The sequence below is a fragment of the Cupriavidus sp. U2 genome, assembly GCF_009663685.2.
GTDB lineage: Bacteria > Pseudomonadota > Gammaproteobacteria > Burkholderiales > Burkholderiaceae > Cupriavidus > Cupriavidus necator_C.
The window spans coordinates 628,002-650,723 of sequence record NZ_RCOG02000032.1 but is presented as its reverse complement, the minus strand read 5'-3'; the positions used below and the strand labels follow the sequence as shown (position 1 = coordinate 650,723).

Here is a 22,722-nt window from a genome sequence, read left to right as displayed (position 1 = left end):
TTTAAATTGTGCAAACAAAAAAATCGCCCGGAGGCGATTTTTTTTGCATTGGCCTTCGACAGGTCAATCGAACACCGGCGATTCGACGCCCAGCACCTTGTGCAGCTTCGGCGAGGTCGTCGTGTATTGCATGTGGATCTTCTTGTCCGGGAAGATGTACGGCGCGGCGCCGAACGCTGCCAGCGCGGCTTCGTGGAAGCCCGACAGGATCAGCTTCTTCTTGCCCGGGTAGGTGTTGATGTCACCCACGGCAAAGATGCCCGGGATGTTCGTCTCGAACTTCTCGGTATCCACCTTGATCTGCTTGCGCTCCAGGTCCAGGCCCCACTCGGCGATCGGGCCAAGCTTCGGCGACAGGCCGAAGAACACCAGCAGGTCGTCCAGCGGCATGCGGCGCGTCACGCCGTCGCCACCGGTCACCTTGATCTCGGTGAGCACGCCGTCCTTCTCTTCATAGCCGCCGATCTGGCCGACCATGAATTGCATTTCCATCTGCTCGCACAGGTCGCGCATCTTGGCCACCGAGGCCGGCGCGGCGCGGAAACCGTCGCGGCGATGGATCAGCACGATCGACTCGGCCTTGCCATGGAGGTCCAGCGCCCAGTCCAGCGCCGAATCGCCACCGCCCACGATCACCAGGTTGCGGCCATGGAAGCGGCTCGGATCCTTCACGCGGTAGAACAGCTGCTTGCCTTCGAACTTGTCGATGCCTTCCACCTTGACCGTACGCGGCTGGAACGAGCCCACGCCGGCGGCAATGAAGATGGTCTTGGTGATGAAGCGGGTTCCGAGCGACGTCTCGACGAAGAAGCGGCCGTCTTCACGGCGCTCGACGACGCTGACTTCCTGGCCCAGGTGGAACGTGGGCGAGAACGGCTCGATCTGCTTGAGCAGGTTGTCGGTCAGTTCCTGGCCCGTGCAGATGGGCACGGCCGGGATGTCGTAGATCGGCTTGTCCGGATACAGCTCCACGCACTGGCCGCCCACTACCTTGAGCGAGTCGATCACGTGCGCCTTGATTTCGAGCAGGCCGAGTTCGAACACCTGGAACAGGCCAACGGGGCCGGCGCCAACGATCAGCGCGTCGATTTCCAGCGGCTGGCCGCCGTTGTTGCCGCCAGCCTGCTGGGTCGCGTCGGCCACGGGATTTGGAATGCTCAAGTCCATATTCGTCCTGATACGTTGTGGGCACGGCAGGTGCCCGGTATTACGGGAAAGCGCGTGGGGACGGCTTTCTGCGACGCCGGGCAGGCAGATCCGGCGTGCCGCCGGCGGGTATCTGCCGCCCGTTGCGTCAGTCTTCTCTTAGCGTTGCAGGTATTGCAGCTTGTCGGTCACGTCCTTCCATTCCTCGGCCTCGGCCAGCGGGGCCTTGGTCTTGGTGATGGACGGCCAGTTGCGGGCCAGCTCGGCGTTCAGGTCAATGAACTGCTGCTGGTCGCCGGGCACATCTTCCTCGGCGTAAATCGCGTTCACCGGGCACTCGGCCACGCACACGGCGCAGTCGATGCATTCGTCGGGATCGATGGCCAGGAAGTTCGGGCCCTCGCGGAAACAATCGACCGGACACACATCAACGCAGTCGGTGTAACGGCAACGGATGCAGGCTTCGGTGACAACGTGAGTCATTTCGGTTCCAGAAAAACGGATCGGTCTTCGATGGGGAGTTTGTCCAAGGCCGGATTCTTGCCGGTCGTTCTTGCGAGTTGTCCGGGTACGCGCCAAACACCGCGCGTGTCAATCGGGATAACTTGGGGCGAGCGAGGGCCGAGGCCTTTCAAAGACCGATATTGTAGCTGAGCCTTCTCGCAAGGATAGTGAGTCTATATAGCCGGGTCAGATAGTTTTCTTATTTCTTTATGTATTTTTGGTGCGAAATCAGCCGCTGAGGCGCCTCTGGCGCAGGTTTGCGGGCGGATCGATCTCCCGTTCGGCGGCCTCCCGGGCCAGTATTTCCCTGTGTTATGCGTGGCTTTTCGGGCCAGCGGGTGCCCCCGCAGGCGCTTTCATTCCGTTTCCGTGCGTTGCACTCAAGTTGATCGAAGGCAATCTTGCGAGGGGATTTGCTTATGGCAGCCAGCCTGATGGGGCGCGGCATGGGGCGTCGGACGGTCTTCCTGACCGGGGCCGCCGTGATTTTTTGCGCCATGGTGGGCATGGAGGCAGCCGCCCAGCCGGCGCCGCCCCGGCAGGGCGAGATGGCCGACAGCGTGGTGTCGCGACTGGTGGCCTGGCGTGCGCGAACCGACCAGCCAGTGACCCTGTCTGCCCTGACCGCCTTCGACTGGGATAGCTTCAGCGTGATCCGGACCCCGGCGGGGATGGCCATGGCGAACTGCAATCGCGAAGGCTTCCTGCCGTGCGACAAGGATCTCCAGCCTTCGCCGGACACCCTGATCCAGGTGCTGCGCTTCGACCGGGCGGGGCAGTCGGTCTACCAGGAGCGCATCATGGCGGCCTCGGCCAATTTCGCCGATCCGCTACCCGCGGCCGTGCCGCGCAGCCAGGCCACGCTGGTCAGCTGCGATGGCGACCAGGGGCAGCGGCTCTGGTGCCTGCAATCGAAGCGGCCGGGCCGCCAGATGGCGCCCGCGCTGCGCGGCCTCGACGGCGGCTGACCCCGCGCCCGCGCCGGTCATCTCCATGCCGCGCGTGACTTTCGGTTAGCATGGTGGCCTGACTTCGCCGCGCCCCAAGCCTTGGCTTCGCTATGATCATCCGTTCCCTGCTCGACACCGACCTGTACAAGTTCACGATGATGCAGGTGGTGCTGCACCACTTTCCGCAGGCCGAGGTCGAATACCGCTTCAAGTGCCGCAACGCCGGGGTCGACCTGACGCCGTATGTCGATGACATCCGCGACCAGATCCGCCAGCTCTGCAAACTGCGTTTTACCGACGACGAACTGCTCTACCTGCGCGGCATGCGCTTTATCAAGAGCGATTTCGTCGATTTCCTGGCGCTGTTCCATCTGAACGAGAAGTACGTGGTCGTGCAGCCGTCCGCCCAGGGCAACGGCGAGATCGACATCACGATCCGCGGGCCGTGGCTGCATACCATCCTGTTCGAGATCCCGCTGCTGGCCATCGTCAACGAGGTGTACTTCCGCCGGACGCAGCCGCAGGCCGATCTGGCCGAAGGACGACGCCGGCTGGAGGCCAAGCTCGCCCTGCTGAAGTCGTCGAAGTACGAGGACTGCGTGATCGCGGATTACGGCACCCGCCGGCGCTTCTCGCGCGACTGGCAGGAAGAGGTGCTGCTGTCGATGCGAGACATCCTGGGGCCGCAACTGGCCGGCACCAGCAACGTTCATTTTGCGCGGATGCACAACATGACGCCGCTGGGCACGATGGCGCATGAATACCTGCAGGCCTGCCAGGCGCTGGGCCCGCGCCTGCGCGATTCGCAGGTCTACGCGCTGGAGAACTGGGCCCGCGAGTATCGCGGCGACCTGGGCATCGCACTGTCGGATACCTACGGATTCGACGCGTTCCTGCGCGACTTCGACCTGTATTTCTGCAAGCTGTTCGATGGCGTGCGGCACGACTCCGGCGACCCGTTCGAATGGGGCGAGCGCATGCTCGCGCACTACGCCGCCAATCGCGTGGACCCGCGCGGCAAGACGCTGATCTTCAGCGATGCGCTGAACATTCCGAAGGTCATCGAGCTCTACGAGCGTTTCCATGGCCGCTGCAAGCTGGCGTTCGGCGTGGGCACGAACCTGACCAACGACCTGGGCTACACGCCGCTGCAGATCGTCATCAAGATGGTTCGCTGCAACGGCCAGCCGGTGGCCAAGCTGTCGGATACGCCCGAGAAGACCATGTGCGACGATCCGGGCTACCTGTCTTACCTGCGGCAGGTGTTCGAAGTTCAGCCAGCCGCTTAGCCGGATTCATCCACCGCCATCGCCGTTTTCTTATAATCGCCGAGCCCCGCAACCGATCAGGCCCATACCATGGAAACGAACGCCGCCCGTGACCGCATCTTCGCCCGCATTCGTGCCGCCCAGGGCAGGGGGGCGGCGGTGACGCAGGGCGAGCGCGATGCCGTGGCCGATTACCTGACGCGTCATCCGCAGGGGCCGCAGCCCGAGGTGGCCGAAGACCGCGCCGCCGCATTCAGCGTGCAGGCGCAGAAGATGGCGTCCACCGTGGACCGCGTGGGCACGTTGGCCGAGGTGCCCGGCGCCGTGCTGCACTATCTGGATGGTCTGAAGCTGACGCGGCGGGCCGTGGCCTGGAACAGCCTGGCCGACCTGCCGTGGGCCGCGCAGGGTCTTGAGGTCGAGTGCCGCCCGCCGGTGCGCGAGCCCCAGGCGGACCGCGAACATGGCGACCTCGTCGGCATTACCGGCTGCTTCGTGGCGATTGCCGAGACCGGCTCACTGATGCTGCTGTCGGGGCCCGATACCTTCGCATCGGCCGCGCTGCTGCCGGAAACCCATATCGCCGTGGTGCCGGTCTCGCGCATCGTCGCCAATCTGGAAGAGGCGTTCGCGCGCATGCGTGCCGAACACGGCCAGCTGCCGCGCGCCACCAATATCATCAGCGGGCCGTCGCGCACGGGCGATATCGAGCAGACCATCGTGCTGGGTGCCCACGGCCCGTATCGGGTGCACGTGATTCTGGTCGATCGGCAATGAACGGCGCGCCCTGCGGCGCCGCATATCGAGGCACTTTCAGACCATTCTCAAAAGGGTTTGCTTTACACTGAGCCCTTCGCCGCGTGCTGCCGTCCCACCGCCCTGGTAACCAATCCGGACGCGTGCGCCTTGTCGTCTGTCTCACACGCGAAGCCGTGCCTCGCACCTGTCCCGGCGTGTGTTGCGATAAAGGAGATTGCTGTCTGATGCGTCGTGTCGTCACGCTGCTTGTTCAATATTTGCTTGCCACGTTGCTGCTGTCGCCAGCCCTGGCATTGGCCGCGGATGTCGATGGCGCCGCGCTGTCGCCCGTCTGGGGCGTGCCGTTCGCCGGTATCCTGCTGTCGATCGCGCTGTTTCCGCTAGTTGCGCCGAAATTCTGGCATCACCACTACGGCAAGATCGCCGCGGCCTGGGCGGCGCTGTTCCTCGTGCCGTTTGCCGCGCAGTTCGGGCTGCACGCGGCCGCGGCCAACGCCGTGCATGCGCTGCTGGCCGAGTACATTCCGTTCATCGTCCTGCTGACCGCGCTTTATGTGGTGGCGGGCGGCATCTGCGTGCGAGGCAACCTGCACGCCACCCCGCGGCTGAACACGGGCATCCTCGCGCTGGGTACGGTGCTGGCCAGCCTGATGGGCACCACGGGCGCCGCGATGCTGCTGATCCGGCCGCTGCTTCGCGCCAATGACAACCGGCGCCACGTGGCCCACGTGGTGGTGTTCTTCATCTTCCTGGTGGCCAATGCCGGCGGTGCGCTGACGCCGCTTGGCGATCCGCCGCTGTTCCTGGGCTTCCTCAAGGGCGTGGAGTTCTCCTGGACGCTGCGCAATATCCTGCCTGAGACGATCTTTATCTGGGTGGTGCTGCTGGCGCTGTTCTACGTCATCGACCGGTACTACTTTCTCAGGCGCGAAGAGGAGCTGCCGCAGGCGCAGGACCCCACGCCGGACTCGGCCGGTATCCGGCTCGAAGGCAGGATTAATTTCCTGCTGCTGGCAGCGGTGGTGGGCCTGGTACTGATGAGCGGGCTCTGGAAGCCAGGCATTGCATTCGACGTGATGGGCACGGAGGTGCCGCTGCCGGCGCTGGTGCGCGACGGGCTGCTCGTGGTGGTGACCCTGGTGTCGCTGGCGGCGACGCCGCATGCCGCGCGCAGCGGCAACGAGTTCAACTGGGAACCGATGCTCGAAGTGGGCAAGCTGTTTGCCGGCATCTTCCTGACGATCATTCCGGTGATCGCCATGCTCAAGGCCGGCACCGATGGCGCCTTTTCCGGCGTGATCCGGGCGGTCAGCGACAGCAACGGGCAGCCGATCGACAGCATGTACTTCTGGGCCACCGGCATCCTGTCGTCGTTCCTGGACAACGCGCCGACCTACCTGGTGTTCTTCAATACCGCCGGCGGCGACGCGGCCACGCTCATGACGCGCGATGCCTCGACGCTGGCCGCCATATCGGCGGGCGCCGTGTTCATGGGCGCCAACACCTATATCGGCAATGCGCCCAACCTGATGGTCAAGGCGATTGCCGAAAGCCGTGGCGTGCGCATGCCGAGCTTTTTCGGCTACATGGCGTGGTCCTGTGCCGTGCTGGTGCCGCTGTTCCTGGTGATGACGTTCCTCTTCTTCCACGTATGACTGCCATGAAGCCCCCTGTCCTTGTCACGCGCGCCATCTTCCCCGACGTGATCGAGCGTCTTTCGCAATATTTCGATGTCGATGCCAACCAGGAGGACGTGGTCCTCGACGCCGCGGCGTTGCGGGCGCGGCTGGCCGGCAAGGCCGGCGTGCTGGCCAATGCGGCGGACAGGATCGATGGCGACCTGATTGCCGCGTTGCCGCAACTGCGGGCGGTCTGCAACATGGCAGTGGGCTACAACAACCTCGACGTGCCGGCGCTGACCGCCGCGGGCATCGTGGCGACGAACACGCCCGATGTGCTGACCGAGACCACTGCCGATTTTGGCTGGGCGCTGCTGATGGCCACCGCGCGCCGCGTGACCGAGAGCGAGCACTACCTGCGCGCCGGCAAGTGGGAACGTTGGAGCTACGACATGCTGGTGGGCATGGACGTGTACGGCAGCACGCTGGGCATCCTGGGCATGGGCCGCATCGGGCAGGGCCTGGCGCGCCGTGCGGCGGGCTTTGGCATGCAGGTGCTGTATCACAACCGCAGCCAGTTGCCGGCCGATGTGGAGCAATCGCTCAATGCGCGCTATGTCAGCAAGGACGAACTGCTGAAGCAGTCGGACCACCTGATCCTGGTGCTGCCGTACAGTGCCCAGAGCCACCATGCGATCGGCGCGGCGGAGCTGGCGCTGATGAAGCCCACGGCCACGCTGATCAATCTGGCGCGCGGCGGCATCGTCGACGACGGTGCGCTGGCCGCCGCGCTGCGCGAGCGCAAGATCTTTGCCGCAGGGCTCGATGTGTTCGAGGGCGAGCCGAGCGTGCATCCCGACCTGCTGACCGTGCCGAACGTCGTGCTGACGCCGCACATTGCCAGCGCGTCGGAAAAGACCCGCCGTGCCATGGCCAATCTGGCGGCTGACAACCTGATCGCCGCCCTGGACGCCGGCCCGCAGGCCGGCAAGCCCCAGACCGTGATCAATCCCGAGGTCATGCCGCGCCGCCGTTGATCGGTGCGGATGGCCAGCTTTTCTATTTCCATGTCGCTGATTCCCTTGCTGACCCTGGCCGCCTCGGTGGCGGCCGTGATCCTGCTGATCGTGCTGTTGATGCGCCAGTCGCGCACCGGCGCCGGCGAACTGTTGCCGATGCTGGGCGACCTGCGCGACGACGTGCGGGAGGACACCGCGCGCGGGCTGGAGCGCCTGGAGCGCGAACTGCGCACCGAACTGGCCGAAACGGCGCGCGGCAGCCGCAACGAGTCGGGGCAGCACATGCTGCGGTTCCAGCAACAGTTGTCGACCCAGTTGACCAGCATCGCCACGGTGCAGCAGCAGCAGCTTGCGCAGATGTCGGAGGCCAACGAGCGGCGGCTGGCGGACGTGCGGGCGACGCTGGAGCAGAAGCTGCGAGATATCGAGGCCAATAACGCCGCGAAACTGGAGGAAATGCGACGCACCGTGGACGAAAAGCTGCATGCCACGCTGGAGCAACGGCTGGGCGAATCGTTCAAGCTGGTGTCGGACCGGCTGGAGCAGGTGCATCGCGGGCTGGGCGAAATGCAGATGCTGGCGCAGGGGGTTGGGGATCTCAAGCGCGTGCTGACCAACGTCAAGACGCGGGGCACCTGGGGCGAGGTGCAGCTGGCCATGCTGCTCGAGCAGATCCTGACGCCGGATCAGTATGGCAAGAACGTGGAGACCGTGCGCAATTCCGGGGCACGGGTGGAGTTTGCGATCCGCCTGCCTGGCCGCGAGGCGGGCGGCAGCCCGGTCTGGCTACCGATCGACGCCAAGTTCCCCAAGGAGCAGTACGAACGGCTGATCGACGCGCAGGAGCGCGGCGACGTGGACGGGGTGACCGCGTCCAGCCGCGAACTGGAAGTGGCGGTGCGCCGCGAGGCGCAGACCATCGCCGAGAAATACCTGGCGCCGCCGGCCACCACCGACTTCGCCATCCTGTTCCTGCCGACCGAAGGCCTCTATGCGGAAGTCTTGCGGCGGCCGGGCCTGACCGACATGCTGCAGCGCGATTTCCGCGTGACCGTGGCCGGCCCCACCACGCTGACGGCGCTGCTCAACAGCCTGCAGATGGGATTCCGGACGCTGGCGCTGGAAAAGCGGTCGAGCGAAGTATGGGAAGTGCTGGGTGCCGTGAAGACGGAATTCGGCAAATTTGGTGAAGTTCTGGCGAAAACGCGCGATACGCTGGTGCGTGCGGCACGCAATATCGAACAGGCGGAAGTCCGTACCCGGCAGATGGAGCGCAAGCTGCGCACCGTGGAGGCGCTGCCGGGCGAGATCGCGGAGCAGCTGCTGGGAACGTCAGGGAGGATCGGCGCGGAGACGGCTCCCGAAATCGCCCCGGCAGACGAGAGCGCGGGGCAGCCAGAGGACCGGCAGACCTAGCGGCCGGAAGGGTCCGGCCCGGGCGAGGCGGTAAATTACTGGCGATCTTCCGGGCTCAGTTCACGGATGTGAACCTCGATGCCACCGAAGCGCGCGGCCACCCAGTTGTAGGCGCGGCAGCCCAGCCAGAGCAGGCCGAAGCCGATCAGTGCGTTAAGGATCAGGGCGGTGAAGACGGCAATACCGGGCAGGTCGCCATAGCGCACGAAGGCGACGAACAGGCCCATGGCCACGATCGGTACCGAAAAGCACAGATAGACCAGCACAAGTGCCCGGGCAGTCTTGACGGGATGGAGGTACGCGATCTCCTGGTGCATGACGACAGACAAGATATTGGGGGATTCGGATTTTCGTGCTGCAAGTGTAGCGATTGGGGCTTGCGACGCCTAGAGCGCCCGGCTGCAGGATGAGTCATTTCAGACGGCAACGGTGCTTTCCGGCAATGTATGCAGCACAAAAACGACACCGTCGGCAGTGACCGGCTTCAGGCCTTGCAAGTGACGCATGAATCGGATGGATCCATGCCGGCGGGCGATGTTCCGCTTGGCGGGACTGCGCCCGATGCGCAGCCCCACAGCCAGGGCGGGCGCGTCAGACCAGGCCGTCGAACAGCATGACCTGCACGGTGTCTCCGGCCGCCACGGGGCCCTGATCATGATCGAGCACGACAAAGCAATTGGCTTCGCTCATCGATCGCAGCACGCCCGAGCCTTGCTGGCCGGTCAGCCGGACCTCCGGGTTGCCGTCGGCGCCCGGCGCCAGGATGCCGCGCTGGAATTCGGTGCGGCCCGGCTTCTTGCGAATCGGCGTGGTGGTGCGCACGCGCACGCGCGGTAGCGGCGCCACATTGGCGCCCATCAGCCGATGCAGGGCGCCGCGCACGAAATGATAGAAGGTGACCATCACGGCCACGGGATTGCCCGGCAGGCCGAACAGCACGGCATCATGGCCGTTCGACGAAATACGCCCGAACGCCATCGGACGCCCCGGACGCATGGCGATTTTCCAGAACGTGACGTCGCCCAGTTTTTCCATGATCTGCTTCGTATAGTCGGCATCGCCGACCGATACGCCGCCTGACGTAATGATGGCGTCGGCATTCTCGCAGGCGCTGCGGAATGCCGCTTCCATGACGTCGGGGTCGTCGCGCACCACGCCCATGTCGATCAGTTCCACATTGAGCCGGCGCAGCATGCCGTGCAGCGTGTAGCGATTCGAGTCGTAGACGCAGCCCGGATCGAGTGTCTCGCCGATCGATCGCAGTTCATCGCCGGTCGAGAAAAACGCCACCCGCAGGCGCCGGCGAACCTTTACCTCGGCCACGCCCAGCGATGCCAGCATGCCCAGATCGGCCGGCGTCAGGATCCGCCCCGCGTGCAATGCGGCCTGGCCGCGCGCCAGGTCTTCACCGCACAGCCGCCGGTTGTCGCCCGCCCGCACGGCGTCGGGCGCAAAGCGCACCAGATTGCCACCGGCCTGGATTTCGACGAATTCCTGTGGAATCACGGTGTCGCAGCCGGCCGGCATGATGGCCCCGGTCATGATGCGAACCGCCTGGCCCGCGTGCGCCTCGCCGGCAAAGGCGTTGCCGGCGTAAGCGGTGCCGATGACCTCCAGCGCGATACTGGCGTCGCCCTGGGTCAGCGCCCGGCTGGAGAACGCGTACCCGTCCATGGCCGAGTTGTCGTGCGCGGGGACGTCGATGGGCGAAATCACGTCAACGGCCAGCACGCGGTCCAGCGCGCTACGAATCGCAAGCTGCTCGATGCCACGGACCGGTTCCACCACATCGGCAATGATGGCGTTGGCCTGGTCCACCGGCAGGGCGGTGGGGTCGTAGTCGGACTGGCAGGAGATGACGGATTGCAGCGAAGGCATGGTCTGGGTCGTGACACGCGCACGCGTCGGCGATATGGGAATTTGGGTGAGAGTCTAGCCGGATCGGCCAGCGGCCTCGTGCTCGCGCAGTTCGTCCAGCGTATTGATGTTTGCAAAGGCCCGGGCGTCGCCGAACACGACCTGTGCCAGCCGCTGGCCCGTGACCCAGCTTTCGATCTTGCGATGGCCGGCATCCACGTAAGCCTGCAGCCCGGCAGCGGCGGTGACCGGCATCAGGCAGAACACGGGCTGCAAGCGGCGGCGGCCGTCGGCGTCCACGGTGACGGGCACGGCGATGTCGGCGTCTTCGTCCTCGATACCCTGGGCCAGGCGCGCCACCAGGTCGGCCGGCAGGAAAGGGGTGTCGCAGGGGGCCGTGACCAGCCATGGCGTCCGGCACTGCGCCAGCCCGGCCAGCATGCCGGCCAGGGGGCCCGCGAAATCGGCGATGGTGTCGGCAATCACCGGCGCACCAAAGGTGGCGTAGCGTTCGGGGTTGCGATTGGCATTGATCAGCAGCGGTCCGGTCTGCGGGGCCAGGCGCCGCAGCGTGTGCTGCACCATCGGCGCTCCCTGGAATGGCTGCAGGCCCTTGTCGGTGCCGCCCATGCGGCTGCCGCGGCCGCCGGCCAGGATCAGGCCCGTGATGTCGTCGCGCGCAATCATCAGCCGCCGATATACGACATTTCGATCTTGCTCTCGGCGCGTGCGGCGCGTACGGCGGGATCGCTGCGCTGCTCGGAATAGTTGTCGGTGCGGGCCTGCCACACCTGCGCGATGGCGTTGCCGATTTCCAGGTCGCTATGCCCGCCGCGCAGCAGCGCACGCAGGTCGTAGCCTTCGGTGGCAAACAGGCACAGATAGAGCCGGCCTTCGGTAGACAGCCGGATCCGGCTGCAATCGCCGCAGAACGCGTGCGTCACGCTGGAAATCACCCCGATTTCACCGCCGCCGTCGCGGTAACGCCACCGCTCGGCGGTCTCGCCCGCGTAGTTGGCCTGCACGGCTTCCAGCGGGAAGGCCTCGTCGATACGGCGCACGACATCGGCCGACGACAGCACCTCGTTCATCTGCCAGTGGTTGCTGGCGCCGACATCCATGAATTCGATAAAGCGGACGATGATGCCGCTGTTGCGGAAGTGACGTGCCATCGGCACGATTTCCTGATCGTTGGTGCCGCGCTTGACCACCATGTTGACCTTGATCGGGGCCAGCCCCACGGCCTGGGCGACCTCGATGCCATGCAGCACGTCGCGCACGGCGAAATCCACGTCGTTCATCTTGCGGAACGTGACATCGTCGATGGCATCCAGGCTGACCGTCACACGGGTCAGGCCGGCATCGCGCAGCGATTGCGCCTTGCGCGCCAGCAGCGACGCATTGGTGGTCAGCGTCAGGTCCAGCGGCTTGCCCGATGCCGTCTCGATGCGCGCCAGCATTTCCACCAGGCGCTCGATGTTCTTGCGCAGCAGCGGCTCGCCACCGGTCAGCCGGATTTTTTCGACGCCCTGCGCCGCGAACAGCCGCGCGACCCGCTCGATTTCCTCGAAGCTCAGCAGCTCGGAGTGGGGCAGGAAGGTGTAGTCCTTGTCGAACACTTCCTTCGGCATGCAGTAGACGCAGCGGAAGTTGCAGCGATCGGTGACGGAGATGCGCAGGTCATGCAGCGGCCGGCCCCGGGTATCGGCCACGAGCCCGGTCGGCGCCAGCAGGCGCGACGGAATGCTCGGCACCATCGATCGGTATCGATGGTCGCGCAGGTCAAGAATCGGAATGACAGTATCGGTCATGGCAGAGTGGGGCCGCGGCGCGCCGGATGCGTGGCGCGCCCGGGTGGCCGTTCTGCCTGCCATTCTAGCCGAGGGCGGCTTCGCGTCGCGCGCAACACTGTCGTGACAACAGCACAGTTGATGGCGGGGCACAGCAGTACAGCTGGCGGCCTTGCGCCATGTCGCGTTGGCGGCACCGCCGCACCAATGAAAAAGGGACGGCGGTTGCCGTCCCTTTCTCCAGCTCAGCTTGCAGCAGCGAGGTTTCGCCTTATTGCTGCTGCTGTTGTTGCTGGGCCTCGCGCTGCTGGCCGCCCGTTTCGACGAGGACCATCGGGCCTTCCGGCAGCGGCGGCAGCGGCTTGCGCTCGCGCGGAACGCGCGGGGCCGGCACGATGCGTGCGGCGGCTTCCTGCGCGGCGGCCAGCTTGGCGCTGTCGGTACGGACCCACTCCAGGCCGGCGGTCGAGAGCATCGACTCCAGGGCCGGCGTGCTCGTGCCGGCCGGCGCCGGGGCGGTCACCACAGGGGCAGCGGCGGCTGGGGCAGGCGCTTCCACGGCAGGAACCGGTGCCGGAATCACTTCCGGGGCCACGGCGACCGGCTCAGGCACCACCGGGGCGGTGGCGACCTGTGCCGGGGTTTGCACGGCCGGGGCTTCGACCGCCGCGGTTTCAATGGCCTGATAAGCCGGGGCGGGCGTCACGACCGGTGCCGGTTGCGGTTCGGCCACGGCGGCGAAGACCGGTTCAGCTGCCGGGGCGACCGGGACGACCGGAGCCACCGGAGCAGCCGGCTCGCGGACCGCTGCCACGGCTTCCACCGGCGCGACGGCCACAGGGGCCTGCACCACAGGTGCCGGGGCAGCCTGTTCGGCAGCGGGCTGGCCCTGGGCCGTCACCGATGCCGACTCTTCTTCCGATTCCGTCACGCCGGCGCTGACTTCGGCCAGGTTGCCTTCATTGACTTCCAGGCTGCCGTCCTCGCGCTCGCGGCGGTAGCGGTTGCGGCCACGACGATTGCGGCGGCGGCGCTCTTCGCCTTCGCCGGCTTCCGTTGCGGCGGCTTCGGCGCCCAGTGCGTCTTCCGGCACATCCACGGTGGCGATGACAGCCGGTGCAGCCTGGGCCGCCTCGAATGCCGACTGCGGTGCCGCGGCTGCAACGTTCAGGGTTTCGTCGATCTCACGGGCCTCGGCGCGCTCGCGCTGGCGTTCGCGTTGACGCTCGCGGCGTTCCTGGTTGCGTTCGCGGCGCGCTTCGGTGCGCTCGCCCTGGGCGACTGCCGGCGTGGCGGGCTGCGCTTCGCGCGGTTGACGATCGCCACGGGGCTGGCGCTCGCCGCGCGGCTCACGCGGTTCGCGCTGCTCGCGCGCTTCGGCGCGTTGTGCCTCGGCGCGTTCCCCGCGTTCGCCACGTTCGGTGCGCTCGGCACGTTCGGTGCGCTCCCCGCGCTCGGCACGTTCGGTGCGCTCCCCGCGCTGGCCGCGACCCTGACGGTCGCCGCGCTCGCCACGTTCGCCGCGCTGTTCGCCACGGCCCTGGCGGCCTTCGCCGCGCTCGCCGCGTTCACCACGCTGGCCGCGTTCGCCACGACCCTGGCGGCCTTCGCCGCGTGCCTGGGCTTCAGCGGCCGGCTTGACCGGCTCGGCCACGGGTGCCGGTGCCGGCTTCACGCCGAACAGACCCTTGAGCCAGGCGACGAAACCGCCGCTGGCCACCGGCTGGGTAGCCGGCACGGGACGTGCAGCCACCGTGGCTTCGGGCTTCGGTGCGCGCTCGGGGCGCGGCACCGATACCGGGGCGGGCGCGTCGGGCGTAATGCCCTTGACGGCCGCTTCCTGGCGCGGACGCGCGTCTTCCTTCTTGCGGCTGCTGTAGCTCGTGTCGGCTTCCAGTTCCTTGGCCGCAGCCTCGGCCATGCGGTAGCTGGCGGTCGAGTCTTCCAGGCGCGGATCGTCGTGACGCAGGCGCTCGAGCTTGTAGTGCGGCGTTTCCAGATGCTTGTTCGGGATCAGCAGCACATTGACCTTGAAGCGCAGTTCGATCAGGTTGATGTCCTGACGCTTCTCGTTCAGCAGGAAAGCGGCCACTTCCACCGGCACCTGGCAGTGGATGGCGGCCGTGTTTTCCTTCATCGCCTCTTCCTGGATGATGCGCAGCACCTGCAGGGCGGACGATTCGGTATCGCGGATATGACCTGTTCCATTGCAGCGCGGGCAGGTGATGTGCGAGCCTTCCGACAACGACGGACGCAGGCGCTGGCGCGACAGCTCCATCAGGCCGAAGCGGCTGATCTTGCCCATCTGCACGCGGGCCCGGTCGTGGCGCAGCGCGTCCTTCAGGCGCGTTTCCACGTCCTTCTGGGCCTTGCCGGACTCCATGTCGATGAAGTCGATGACGATCAGGCCGCCCAGGTCGCGCAGGCGCAACTGGCGGGCGATTTCGTCGGCGGCTTCCAGGTTCGTGCGCAGCGCCGTTTCCTCGATGTCCGCCCCCTTGGTGGCGCGGGCCGAGTTCACGTCAACCGACACGAGGGCTTCGGTATGGTCGATCACGATGGCACCGCCGGACGGCAGCATCACCATGCGCGAGTACGCCGATTCGATCTGGTGCTCGATCTGGAAACGCGAGAAGAGCGGCACGTCGTCGCGGTACTTCTTCACGCGGCTCATGTTGTCGGGCATGACCACGCTCATGAAGGCGCGGGCCTGCTCGTAGATCTCGTCGGTATCGATCAGGATCTCGCCGATATCGGGCTGGAAGTAATCGCGGATGGCGCGGATGACCAGGCTCGATTCCAGATAGATCAGCAGCGGGGCCTTGTTGTCGCCGGCGGCGCCGTCGATGGCCTTCCACAGTTGCAGCAGGTAGTTCAGGTCCCACTGCAGTTCCTCCGCGGCACGGCCGATGCCGGCGGTGCGGGCGATGATGCTCATGCCTTCGGGCACCTGAAGCTGCGCCATGGTCTCGCGCAGTTCCTGGCGGTCTTCGCCCTCGATGCGGCGCGACACGCCGCCGCCACGCGGGTTGTTCGGCATCAGAACCAGGTAGCGGCCGGCCAGCGAGATGAACGTGGTCAGGGCGGCGCCCTTGTTGCCACGCTCTTCCTTTTCGACCTGAACGATCAGTTCCTGGCCTTCGTGCAGCGCGTCCTGGATGCGCGCGTTGCGCACGTCCACGCCGTCCTTGAAGAAGGCGCGGGCCACTTCCTTGAACGGCAGGAAGCCGTGGCGCTCTTCGCCGTAATTGACGAAACAGGCTTCCAGCGACGGCTCGATGCGGGTGATGACACCCTTGTAGATGTTGCCCTTGCGCTGTTCGCGCCCGGCGGTTTCGATGTCGATGTCGATCAGTTTCTGGCCATCGACGATCGCGACGCGCAATTCCTCCTGTTGCGTCGCGTTAAACAGCATGCGTTTCATCGCAATACCTCACTCCAGTGTCGCGGGAGCCCAATGGGTCATGAGTGGGTCATGCCCGCGACGGTCCAGGGAGCACGCGAGGAAAGAGAGCGAGGGCGGGAGAATTGCCGGAGTTGCCGACGCGTTCTGCTATGCGGCCGGCTGGGCGCGGGTGAAAGGAGAGGGTGTCGGCGTCCCGTCATCCGCAAAAAACTTGCGGGCGATCCGCTGCCGGGTCGGGAGAGGGCAAATGGGCCTGCTCCTGATGCAGCGATTTCTGGCGGATGCCGGCGGCCGGGGGCGAGGGCGGCTGTCGGCCGTGCCATCGGCACGGGCAATGCTGCCTATCGCAGCCGGGCCGGGATGGCCAGGACGCGTCAAAGAGCAAGTCATCCGGACGCAGCAGTTGCATGCCATTGCCAAACCGACCTGTCCGCTGGCGGGCGCGCCGCTGGTTCTTCGCGTTCTGCGCTCGGGCGCCGCTGCCGGATCGTCGAACTACGACGACCACCGGCAAGTCGCGGCGGGTACTGCAGGTCGGTTGGCAGGGTGTCACCTGCCGGGCCGGCACCGGTTCCCGGTGCGGGCGGTCTTCTCTCACCGATGCGGATGCCCTTGGCTGGCACCCGCATTGAATTCTTTTCTACCTGAACACTCTGTTTCCACGTGTCGGCCGGCTGGTTGCCGAAGCCGCCTCTGGGCGACTTCCTGCGCGCCGGCGCGGCGCGTGCGTGCTGCTGATTGCCACCATTTGCCTGTCTGGCGCCTTGCGGGGTACGCAACATGCGGGAGACGGGCCGGGCTGGCAGCAACCCGAAGTGTAAAATGCGAGATCTCGCGCGGATACTGGTGGGACTACCCAAGACAACTGCCTGGATGCCCTGCATATTCCGTTCCGGTTTGCCGCAAAAATGGCAGGCATTCCGGTTGGGGTTCGCGCCAAACATCGCTTACACAGGTCGCACATCCCCGGCATTTGGCCGGGTATGGCCGGGAAATTATATTGAAAATGAATGAGTTACGCCATCAAATTGAAACGGAGCCGCGCTCCCGCGCAAGCGGCCTCCAGGTGGCGTATGTCACGATCGACGAGAGCGCCGAAGGCCAGCGCATCGACAACTTCCTGCTGAAGGTTGCGAAGGGGGTGCCCAAGAGCCACATCTACCGGGTTTTGCGCTCGGGCGAGGTGCGCGTCAACAAGGGCCGGATCGATGCAACTTATCGGCTGAAGCTGGGGGATGTCGTCCGTATCCCGCCAATTCGCGTCGCAGAAAAAGCCGCCGAAGGCACTTTCGTGCCGGCCGGCGAGTTTCCGGTCCTGTTCGAGGATACCCATCTGCTGGTGATCGACAAGCCGGCTGGCGTGGCCGTCCACGGCGGGTCCGGCGTGGCGTTCGGCGTGATCGAGCAGTTGCGCCGCGCGCGGCCGGACGCCAAATTCCTGGAACTGGTGCATCGGCTCGATCGCGAAACCTCCGGCATCCTGGTGCTCGCCAAGAAGCGGTCGGCGCTGGTGCACTTGCACGAGCAGATTCGCGGAAGCGACATGGACAAGCGTTACTTCGCCTGCGTGGCCGGGGAATTTCCCAATGCGCGCCAGCACGTGAAGCTGCCTCTATATAAGTACAGCACGCCCGATGGCGAGCGCCGCGTGCGGGTACAGGCCGATGGCCTGGCGTCCCATACCGTCTTCAATCGCGTGAAGGCGTTCGAGAGCTACACGCTGCTGGAGGCAGAACTGAAGACCGGCCGCACGCACCAGATCCGCGTGCATCTGCAGTCCACCGGCTTTCCCATCGTCGGCGACGAGAAGTACGGCGATTTTGCGCTCAACAAGGCACTTTCGCGCAGTGGCGCCAGGCCCGGTCTCAAACGGATGTTCCTGCACGCCCACAGGCTGACGTTCCTGCACCCGAATACTGGTGAGCCGATCACCGTGTCCGCGCCGCTGCCTCCCGAATGTGTCGATTTTTTGCAACAATTGACCCCGATCGGCGCGCCGACGTAATGCCTGGCGCACGCGCCACCTTCCATATCTGCAACACTTTCCGCATCGACCAAGGACCGCAATGGCCAGGCAGCGATTTGACCTGATCGTTTTCGACTGGGATGGAACCCTGATGGATTCCACCCCGACCATCGCCAAGTGCATTCAACTGGCCAGCCGCGACCTGGGCTTGCCGGTGCCCGACGACAGCGCCGCCAGCCACGTGATCGGGCTGGGCCTCAAGGACGCGCTGTCCTACGCCGTGCCAACGCTCGATCCGGCCGACTACCCTCGGCTGGCCGAACGATATCGCTATCACTTCCTCACCCGCGACGCCGATCTGGTGCTGTTCCCGGGCGTGCGCGAGATGCTGGAGGCCCTGCACGCCGAACACTATTTCCTGGGAGTCGCCACCGGCAAGACGCGCGTGGGCCTGGAACGTGCGCTGGCCAGCACTGGCCTGGGCAAGCTGTTCGATGCCACCCGATGCGCGGACGAGACCTTCTCGAAGCCGCACCCGGCCATGCTGCATGAACTCACACGCGAACTGGGCCAGGACATCGGGCGCACGGTCATGATCGGCGATACCACGCACGATCTGCAGATGGCCATCAACGCCGGGGCGCAGGGGCTAGGTGTGTGCTATGGCGCACATCCGGCCGATTCGCTTCGTGCGATGTTGCCGGTCCATTGCGCCACGTCGATTGCCGATCTGCAGCAGTGGCTGCTCGCCCATGCCTGATGACAGCCTGACACCACGCCGTCTGTGCTCGGCGGCCGAGCTGACCGATGGCGGGGCGGGGGTGCGATTCACCGTTCGCGTGGCGTCGCGTGATATCGGCGCGTTTGCCATCCGCTACGACGGCGTGGCCTACGGCTACCTGAACCAGTGCGCCCATGTGCCCATGGAGCTCGACTGGCAGGAAGGACAGTTTTTCGATAGTGCAGGCCTATACTTGATGTGTGCGACACATGGCGCGACATACGCGCCAGACACCGGCCTGTGCGTGGGCGGCCCTTGCCGGGGCGCCGCGCTGGCCAAGCTCCGCATCGAGGAACGTGACGGCGCTGTCTTCTGGCAGCCCGAAGCCCCTTTTTTTGCGCCCGACGCCAGCTGAGCGGAGCCGGGTCTTCGTTTGACGCCTGAGTCCATCTGCATGACAGAACAGCAAAAACCGCCATCATCCGAACAACCGGGTCAACCTGAGCAACGTCGTGACGAGCACGCGCCCGCCAGTGAAACGCTGGAAACGGCGCAGCATGCGGACTATCCGCTGGAACGCGACCTGAAGGCCGGCGACGATGCCGCGCGGCGCGAGGCCGCCGAACGCCGCGCGCGCATGGCTGGCGAGGCGACCGCGCCAGTAGGCGGCGCCAGCGGCGGCTGGGAGCGCGACGTGCTCGAAAAGGTGCTGATGGCCAGCCTCCGCGAGCAACGCGCGGCGCGCCGCTGGAAGATCTTCTTCCGGCTGGTGGGCCTGGGCATCCTGGTGCTGATCCTGTTCGCCGTGATCGATTTCAAGGGCGAGAGCCTGACCAGCACCAGCGGTCGGCATACGGCCATGGTCACGCTGGAGGGCGAGATCGCCGCCGGTACGCCGGCCAGCGCCGAATCGATCAATGCGTCGCTGCAGGCCGCGTTTGCCGACACCACGGCCGCGGGCGTGATCCTGAAGATCAACTCGCCCGGCGGTTCGCCGGTGCAGGCCGGCATCATCAACGACGAGATCCATCGCCTGCGCAAGATCTATCCGGACAAGCCGTTCTACGTGGTGGTGGAGGAAATCTGCGCGTCGGGTGGCTACTACGTGGCGGCGGCGGCCGACAAGATCTACGTCGACAAGGCCAGTATCGTCGGCTCGATCGGCGTGCTGATGGACGGTTTCGGCTTCACGGGCCTGATGGACAAGCTGGGCGTCCAGCGCCGGCTGTACACGTCGGGCGCCAACAAGGGCATGCTCGATCCGTTCTCGCCCGAGGTGCCGCGCCAGAAGGCGTTCGCCGAGTCCATGCTCAAGCAGATCCACCAGCAGTTCATCGACGTGGTCAAGGAAGGCCGGGGCGACCGGCTCAAGAGTGATCCCGACCTGTTCTCGGGCCTGTTCTGGTCGGGCGAGCGCGCTGTGGAACTGGGCCTGGCCGATGGCCTGGGCAGTGCCGACTACGTGGCGCGCGACCTGTTCAAGGCCGAGGACATCGTCGACTACACGGTCAAGGAAAATATCGCCGAGCGTGTGGCCAAGCGGTTTGGCGCGGCCGTGGGTTCCGCGGCGATGAAGATGATGCTGATGAACGCGTCGGCGCCGGCCGTGCGCTGACAGGCTGGGGACTGGCGTGTTTTCGTCCTCTCCCGGATGGGAGGGGGCGGGCAGGCGCCTCCTGCCCCTGTGGCGCCTGCTGGTTAGGCGAAGTACCTATTGGTGGCAGGTGCCAGCTATTGCGCCAGCAGCGAAAAGATCGCCGGACGCTTGTGGAGTTCGAGGCGATCCGGCCGCCAGGCGGAAATCGGCAGCGTGACGATGGTCTCCGTCGGCAGCGTCAGGTCCACGGCGATCGACAGCAGCGTGGTGCCCGAGCAATGCTGGCGCAGCGCGTCGAGCAGCGCGCCGTTGCGGTACGGCGTTTCGATCCACACCTGGGTTTGCTGTGCCTTGCGCGACCGCTGTTCCAGGTCGCGCAGTTTCTTTGCGCGCTCGTCGGCGTCCACGGGCAGGTAGCCATTGAACGCGAAGCTCTGGCCGTTCAGGCCCGAACCCATCACCGCCAGCAGAATCGAACTGGGGCCGACCAGCGGACGCACCGTGATGCCGCGCGTGTGGGCCAGCCGCACCAGATCGGCGCCCGGATCGGCCACGGCCGGCACGCCCGCTTCGGACAGCAGGCCGCCGTCGCGCCCGCCCGCGATGGGGTCGAGCAAGGCTTCGAGCGCACTGGCCTTGGTATTGACGTTCAGTTCGCGGATCTCGATCTGCTGGATGGCGTGCGCCAGTGGTGCGGTCTCCGCCAGCTTCTTCAGAAAGGCGCGTGCCGTCTTGGCGTTCTCGGCCACCAGGTAGTCAAGGCGCGCTGCGATCTGCTGCACGCCGGCGGGAATCACATCCATCACCGGATCGGATTCGTCGCGCTTGCCGAGCGTGTTGGGAATCAGGAATAGTGTGCCGGCCATGGTTCAGGCTCCAAAGAACGGGTAGCCGGCCTGGCGCAGCATGCCGGTCAGTGCCACCAACGGCAGGCCGATCAGCGCGGTGGGGTCGTCCGACTCCACGCGTGACAGCAGGGCGATGCCCAGGCCTTCCGCCTTGGCGCTCCCGGCGCAGTCGTAGGGCATTTCGGCGCGCAGATACGCATCCAATTCTGCATCGCTCAAATTGCGGAACGTGACCAGCGTCCGCACGTCGGCCAGCTGCGCCACGCCGGTACGGCTGTCGAGCAGGCACAGGGCCGAATGGAAAGTGACGGTCCGGCCACGCATCAGCTGCAACTGGGCCAGCGCCTTGTCGTGCGTCCCCGGTTTGCCGATCTGCAGGTCGTCGAGCGTGCAGACCTGGTCGGAGCCGATCACCAGCGCGCCGGGGTGGCGTGCCGCGATCGCCTCGGCCTTCAGGCGCGCCAGGCGCAGTGCCGTGGCGTCGGGGCGCTCGCCGGGCAGCGGCGTTTCATCGATATCGGGCGTGGCCACCTCGAACGGGATACGCAGGCGCGCCAGCAGTTCGCGGCGGTACGGAGAGCTCGACCCGAGGATCAGCGCAGGACGGGAGTCGGAAGACATATAGGAATGGCGCCAGAAAAACGGTGAGGAACGGTTTTCGGCTTGTATACTTTGACCGTTCCGGGAAATACCACGTATAATCGCGCGTTTAGCTGCACGGGCACATGCGTTGCCTGCAACGTGTGGCAAACAAGGCATTTACTGCGATTCAGCCTGTATGAGTCAGCCGACCCAGCCAGCGGCGTCCGCCGTGGCCTTCGATCTGCGTGAAACCGATCTCTTCGTCTTCTGCCGCAAAGGCGGCAATGTGGCGGGAGAGGTGCCGGTGCGCGATTTGCCGCGCATCTTAGCCGAGACGGCTGCCGATGCGCCAGCGTCCGCCGCGGACGAAGTGTTCTCGTACACCTTGAGCGGCTTTGTGCGCGAAGAGGCGGCGGAACCCGGGGCGGCGGTGTCGCAGCGCCTGTTTGTCGACGTGACGGTCAATGGTCGTGTCTGGCTGAACTGCCAGCGTTGCCTGGGGGTCTACCCCGAGCCGATCGCAACGAAGATGCGTTTCGAAGTGGTGGCCAGCGAAGCGGCTGCCGACGAAGCGTCGATGGATGACGACGAGATCGACGTGATCGTCGGCTCGAAGAAGTTTTCGGCGCTGGAACTGATTGAAGATGAAGTGCTGCTGGCATTGCCTTCGGCGCCCAAGCATGAAGTCTGCCCGACGGTACACGAGTCGCTCGTGACCGGCGCAGACGGCGAGGTGGAGCCCGAGGCGCCACCCGCGGAAGAAAAGCGGCCATCGCCCTTTGCGGCGCTGGCCGGCCTGAAGACCAGGCACTGACGCCGCGCGGAGCGCGGCCTGGCAGGTCTTCACGGTAGCAGGTCAAGCATCCGGCCGGGCCCCGGCTACGCCTTGCGCAGGATGCGTGTGTTAATATCGCAAAATTCTCGAAGGAGTCATCATGGCTGTTCAACAGAACAAGAAGTCGCCGTCCAAGCGCGGCATGCACCGTTCGCACGACCATCTGTCGGTCGCCCCTCTGGCCGTTGAGCCGACCACGGGCGAAACCCACCTGCGCCACCACGTCAGCCCGAACGGCTACTACCGTGGTCGCAAGGTCATCAAGACCAAGAACGACTGACCAGGTCGTCTGGCGTGACCCTGTGTCTCGCTCGCGCACGTTGTCAGGTGTAAAACAGGAAAGCGGCAAGCTCGTTGCCGCTTTTTTGTTGGGCGCTCGGCGCCCGCACGACAGCGTATCCGCGCGTCCGGCTGGTTGCGTCCCCGCGAACCGATGCGG

Annotated in this window: 21 protein-coding genes; 12 read left to right on the top strand and 9 right to left on the bottom strand. The window is 65.8% G+C overall.

Annotation, left to right across the window (positions count from 1 at the left end; translation table 11 throughout):
- Positions 1 to 63: 63 nt before the first annotated feature.
- Both D9X30_RS27220 and fdxA read right to left on the bottom strand, forming a co-directional pair.
- Positions 64 to 1,167 carry an NAD(P)/FAD-dependent oxidoreductase gene (locus tag D9X30_RS27220; RefSeq protein WP_092594285.1) on the bottom strand — a complete coding sequence of 368 codons (1,104 nt, stop codon included), beginning with the start codon at positions 1,165 to 1,167 and terminating at the stop codon, positions 64 to 66.
- Positions 1,168 to 1,305: 138 nt separating this feature from the next.
- Entirely contained in the window at positions 1,306 to 1,629 is a 324-nt protein-coding gene (fdxA, locus tag D9X30_RS27215; RefSeq protein ID WP_153945437.1) for a ferredoxin FdxA, read from the bottom strand.
- A gap of 440 nt (positions 1,630 to 2,069) precedes the next feature.
- On the opposite strand from fdxA, the gene D9X30_RS27210 reads away from it, so the two are divergent.
- The 6 genes from D9X30_RS27210 (at position 2,070) to D9X30_RS27185 (ending at position 8,681) form a co-directional block, all read left to right on the top strand.
- Positions 2,070 to 2,618 carry a hypothetical protein gene (locus D9X30_RS27210; RefSeq protein ID WP_502799694.1) on the top strand — a complete coding sequence of 183 codons (549 nt, stop codon included), beginning with the start codon at positions 2,070 to 2,072 and terminating at the stop codon, positions 2,616 to 2,618.
- A 92-nt stretch (positions 2,619 to 2,710) separates the two neighbouring features.
- Positions 2,711 to 3,889 carry a nicotinate phosphoribosyltransferase gene (gene pncB, locus D9X30_RS27205; protein ID WP_153945436.1) on the top strand — a complete coding sequence of 393 codons (1,179 nt, stop codon included), beginning with the start codon at positions 2,711 to 2,713 and terminating at the stop codon, positions 3,887 to 3,889.
- 69 nt (positions 3,890 to 3,958) lie between these two features.
- The gene (locus D9X30_RS27200) at positions 3,959 to 4,645 is read left to right on the top strand and encodes a LutC/YkgG family protein (RefSeq protein ID WP_153945435.1); all 687 of its coding nucleotides are present in this window, start codon (positions 3,959 to 3,961) and stop codon (positions 4,643 to 4,645) included.
- 206 nt (positions 4,646 to 4,851) lie between these two features.
- The gene (locus D9X30_RS27195; RefSeq protein WP_153945434.1) at positions 4,852 to 6,282 is read left to right on the top strand and encodes a sodium:proton antiporter; all 1,431 of its coding nucleotides are present in this window, start codon (positions 4,852 to 4,854) and stop codon (positions 6,280 to 6,282) included.
- A gap of 5 nt (positions 6,283 to 6,287) precedes the next feature.
- Positions 6,288 to 7,283: a 2-hydroxyacid dehydrogenase gene (locus tag D9X30_RS27190; RefSeq protein WP_153945433.1), complete on the top strand. Its 996-nt coding sequence runs from the start codon at positions 6,288 to 6,290 to the stop codon at positions 7,281 to 7,283.
- A gap of 30 nt (positions 7,284 to 7,313) precedes the next feature.
- Positions 7,314 to 8,681 carry a DNA recombination protein RmuC gene (locus tag D9X30_RS27185; RefSeq protein ID WP_153945432.1) on the top strand — a complete coding sequence of 456 codons (1,368 nt, stop codon included), beginning with the start codon at positions 7,314 to 7,316 and terminating at the stop codon, positions 8,679 to 8,681.
- A 35-nt stretch (positions 8,682 to 8,716) separates the two neighbouring features.
- Here the strand turns inward: D9X30_RS27185 and D9X30_RS27180 are convergent, their stop codons facing one another.
- The 5 genes from D9X30_RS27180 to D9X30_RS27160 all read right to left on the bottom strand — a co-directional run bounded on the left by D9X30_RS27180 (position 8,717) and on the right by D9X30_RS27160 (position 15,752).
- Complete coding sequence (locus D9X30_RS27180) at positions 8,717 to 8,998, bottom strand: hypothetical protein (protein WP_092594280.1); 282 nt, start codon at positions 8,996 to 8,998, stop codon at positions 8,717 to 8,719.
- Positions 8,999 to 9,272: 274 nt separating this feature from the next.
- Positions 9,273 to 10,559, bottom strand: coding sequence for a molybdopterin molybdotransferase MoeA (gene moeA, locus D9X30_RS27175; protein WP_153945431.1), 1,287 nt, complete (start codon positions 10,557 to 10,559; stop codon positions 9,273 to 9,275).
- A 54-nt stretch (positions 10,560 to 10,613) separates the two neighbouring features.
- Positions 10,614 to 11,225 (bottom strand): molybdenum cofactor guanylyltransferase MobA, encoded by a 612-nt coding sequence (gene mobA / locus D9X30_RS27170; RefSeq protein WP_153945430.1) that lies wholly within the window; start codon positions 11,223 to 11,225, stop codon positions 10,614 to 10,616.
- A complete protein-coding gene (gene moaA, locus D9X30_RS27165; protein ID WP_153945429.1) occupies positions 11,225 to 12,349 on the bottom strand; it encodes a GTP 3',8-cyclase MoaA in 1,125 nt (374 codons plus the stop codon). The genes mobA and moaA overlap by 1 nt, the downstream gene beginning before the upstream one ends.
- A 250-nt stretch (positions 12,350 to 12,599) precedes the next feature.
- Entirely contained in the window at positions 12,600 to 15,752 is a 3,153-nt protein-coding gene (locus tag D9X30_RS27160) for an Rne/Rng family ribonuclease (RefSeq protein ID WP_153945428.1), read from the bottom strand.
- Between the two features lie 988 nt (positions 15,753 to 16,740).
- On the opposite strand from D9X30_RS27160, the gene D9X30_RS27155 reads away from it, so the two are divergent.
- The 4 genes from D9X30_RS27155 (at position 16,741) to D9X30_RS27140 (ending at position 20,036) form a co-directional block, all read left to right on the top strand.
- Positions 16,741 to 17,739: an RluA family pseudouridine synthase gene (locus D9X30_RS27155; protein ID WP_153945709.1), complete on the top strand. Its 999-nt coding sequence runs from the start codon at positions 16,741 to 16,743 to the stop codon at positions 17,737 to 17,739.
- 61 nt (positions 17,740 to 17,800) lie between these two features.
- A complete protein-coding gene (locus D9X30_RS27150) occupies positions 17,801 to 18,460 on the top strand; it encodes an HAD-IA family hydrolase (RefSeq protein WP_153945427.1) in 660 nt (219 codons plus the stop codon).
- On the top strand, positions 18,453 to 18,836 hold the full coding sequence (locus D9X30_RS27145; protein ID WP_153945426.1) for a Rieske (2Fe-2S) protein: 384 nt from the start codon (positions 18,453 to 18,455) through the stop codon (positions 18,834 to 18,836). The genes D9X30_RS27150 and D9X30_RS27145 overlap by 8 nt, the downstream gene beginning before the upstream one ends.
- 39 nt (positions 18,837 to 18,875) lie before the next feature.
- Entirely contained in the window at positions 18,876 to 20,036 is a 1,161-nt protein-coding gene (locus D9X30_RS27140; protein WP_153945425.1) for a S49 family peptidase, read from the top strand.
- 116 nt (positions 20,037 to 20,152) lie between these two features.
- Here the strand turns inward: D9X30_RS27140 and D9X30_RS27135 are convergent, their stop codons facing one another.
- Together D9X30_RS27135 and D9X30_RS27130 are read right to left on the bottom strand one after the other, a co-directional pair.
- The gene (locus D9X30_RS27135; protein WP_153945424.1) at positions 20,153 to 20,884 is read right to left on the bottom strand and encodes an SAM-dependent methyltransferase; all 732 of its coding nucleotides are present in this window, start codon (positions 20,882 to 20,884) and stop codon (positions 20,153 to 20,155) included.
- 3 nt (positions 20,885 to 20,887) lie between these two features.
- Entirely contained in the window at positions 20,888 to 21,487 is a 600-nt protein-coding gene (locus D9X30_RS27130) for a Maf-like protein (protein ID WP_153945423.1), read from the bottom strand.
- A 157-nt stretch (positions 21,488 to 21,644) separates the two neighbouring features.
- Between D9X30_RS27130 and D9X30_RS27125 the strand changes: the two genes are divergently transcribed.
- Together D9X30_RS27125 and rpmF are read left to right on the top strand one after the other, a co-directional pair.
- Entirely contained in the window at positions 21,645 to 22,262 is a 618-nt protein-coding gene (locus D9X30_RS27125; protein WP_153945422.1) for a DUF177 domain-containing protein, read from the top strand.
- Positions 22,263 to 22,383: 121 nt separating this feature from the next.
- Entirely contained in the window at positions 22,384 to 22,563 is a 180-nt protein-coding gene (gene rpmF, locus D9X30_RS27120) for a 50S ribosomal protein L32 (RefSeq protein ID WP_008644820.1), read from the top strand.
- Positions 22,564 to 22,722 lie beyond the last annotated feature (159 nt).

Excerpts from the sequence above, each read along its gene's own strand:
- D9X30_RS27135 (WP_153945424.1), bottom strand. The coding sequence starts at position 20,884 with ATGGCCGGCACACTATTCCTGATTCCCAACACGCTCGGCAAGCGCGAC.
- D9X30_RS27155 (WP_153945709.1), top strand. The coding sequence starts at position 16,741 with ATGAATGAGTTACGCCATCAAATTGAAACGGAGCCGCGCTCCCGCGCA.
- fdxA (WP_153945437.1), bottom strand. The coding sequence starts at position 1,629 with ATGACTCACGTTGTCACCGAAGCCTGCATCCGTTGCCGTTACACCGAC.
- D9X30_RS27220 (WP_092594285.1), bottom strand. The coding sequence starts at position 1,167 with ATGGACTTGAGCATTCCAAATCCCGTGGCCGACGCGACCCAGCAGGCT.
- pncB (WP_153945436.1), top strand. The coding sequence starts at position 2,711 with ATGATCATCCGTTCCCTGCTCGACACCGACCTGTACAAGTTCACGATG.
- D9X30_RS27200 (WP_153945435.1), top strand. The coding sequence starts at position 3,959 with ATGGAAACGAACGCCGCCCGTGACCGCATCTTCGCCCGCATTCGTGCC.
- D9X30_RS27195 (WP_153945434.1), top strand. The coding sequence starts at position 4,852 with ATGCGTCGTGTCGTCACGCTGCTTGTTCAATATTTGCTTGCCACGTTG.
- moeA (WP_153945431.1), bottom strand. The coding sequence starts at position 10,559 with ATGCCTTCGCTGCAATCCGTCATCTCCTGCCAGTCCGACTACGACCCC.
- rpmF (WP_008644820.1), top strand. The coding sequence starts at position 22,384 with ATGGCTGTTCAACAGAACAAGAAGTCGCCGTCCAAGCGCGGCATGCAC.
- D9X30_RS27190 (WP_153945433.1), top strand. The coding sequence starts at position 6,288 with ATGAAGCCCCCTGTCCTTGTCACGCGCGCCATCTTCCCCGACGTGATC.
- D9X30_RS27145 (WP_153945426.1), top strand. The coding sequence starts at position 18,453 with ATGCCTGATGACAGCCTGACACCACGCCGTCTGTGCTCGGCGGCCGAG.
- D9X30_RS27150 (WP_153945427.1), top strand. The coding sequence starts at position 17,801 with ATGGCCAGGCAGCGATTTGACCTGATCGTTTTCGACTGGGATGGAACC.
- D9X30_RS27130 (WP_153945423.1), bottom strand. The coding sequence starts at position 21,487 with ATGTCTTCCGACTCCCGTCCTGCGCTGATCCTCGGGTCGAGCTCTCCG.
- D9X30_RS27210 (WP_502799694.1), top strand. The coding sequence starts at position 2,070 with ATGGCAGCCAGCCTGATGGGGCGCGGCATGGGGCGTCGGACGGTCTTC.
- D9X30_RS27140 (WP_153945425.1), top strand. The coding sequence starts at position 18,876 with ATGACAGAACAGCAAAAACCGCCATCATCCGAACAACCGGGTCAACCT.
- mobA (WP_153945430.1), bottom strand. The coding sequence starts at position 11,225 with ATGATTGCGCGCGACGACATCACGGGCCTGATCCTGGCCGGCGGCCGC.
- D9X30_RS27185 (WP_153945432.1), top strand. The coding sequence starts at position 7,314 with ATGTCGCTGATTCCCTTGCTGACCCTGGCCGCCTCGGTGGCGGCCGTG.
- D9X30_RS27125 (WP_153945422.1), top strand. The coding sequence starts at position 21,645 with ATGAGTCAGCCGACCCAGCCAGCGGCGTCCGCCGTGGCCTTCGATCTG.
- moaA (WP_153945429.1), bottom strand. The coding sequence starts at position 12,349 with ATGACCGATACTGTCATTCCGATTCTTGACCTGCGCGACCATCGATAC.
- D9X30_RS27180 (WP_092594280.1), bottom strand. The coding sequence starts at position 8,998 with ATGCACCAGGAGATCGCGTACCTCCATCCCGTCAAGACTGCCCGGGCA.
- D9X30_RS27160 (WP_153945428.1), bottom strand. The coding sequence starts at position 15,752 with ATGAAACGCATGCTGTTTAACGCGACGCAACAGGAGGAATTGCGCGTC.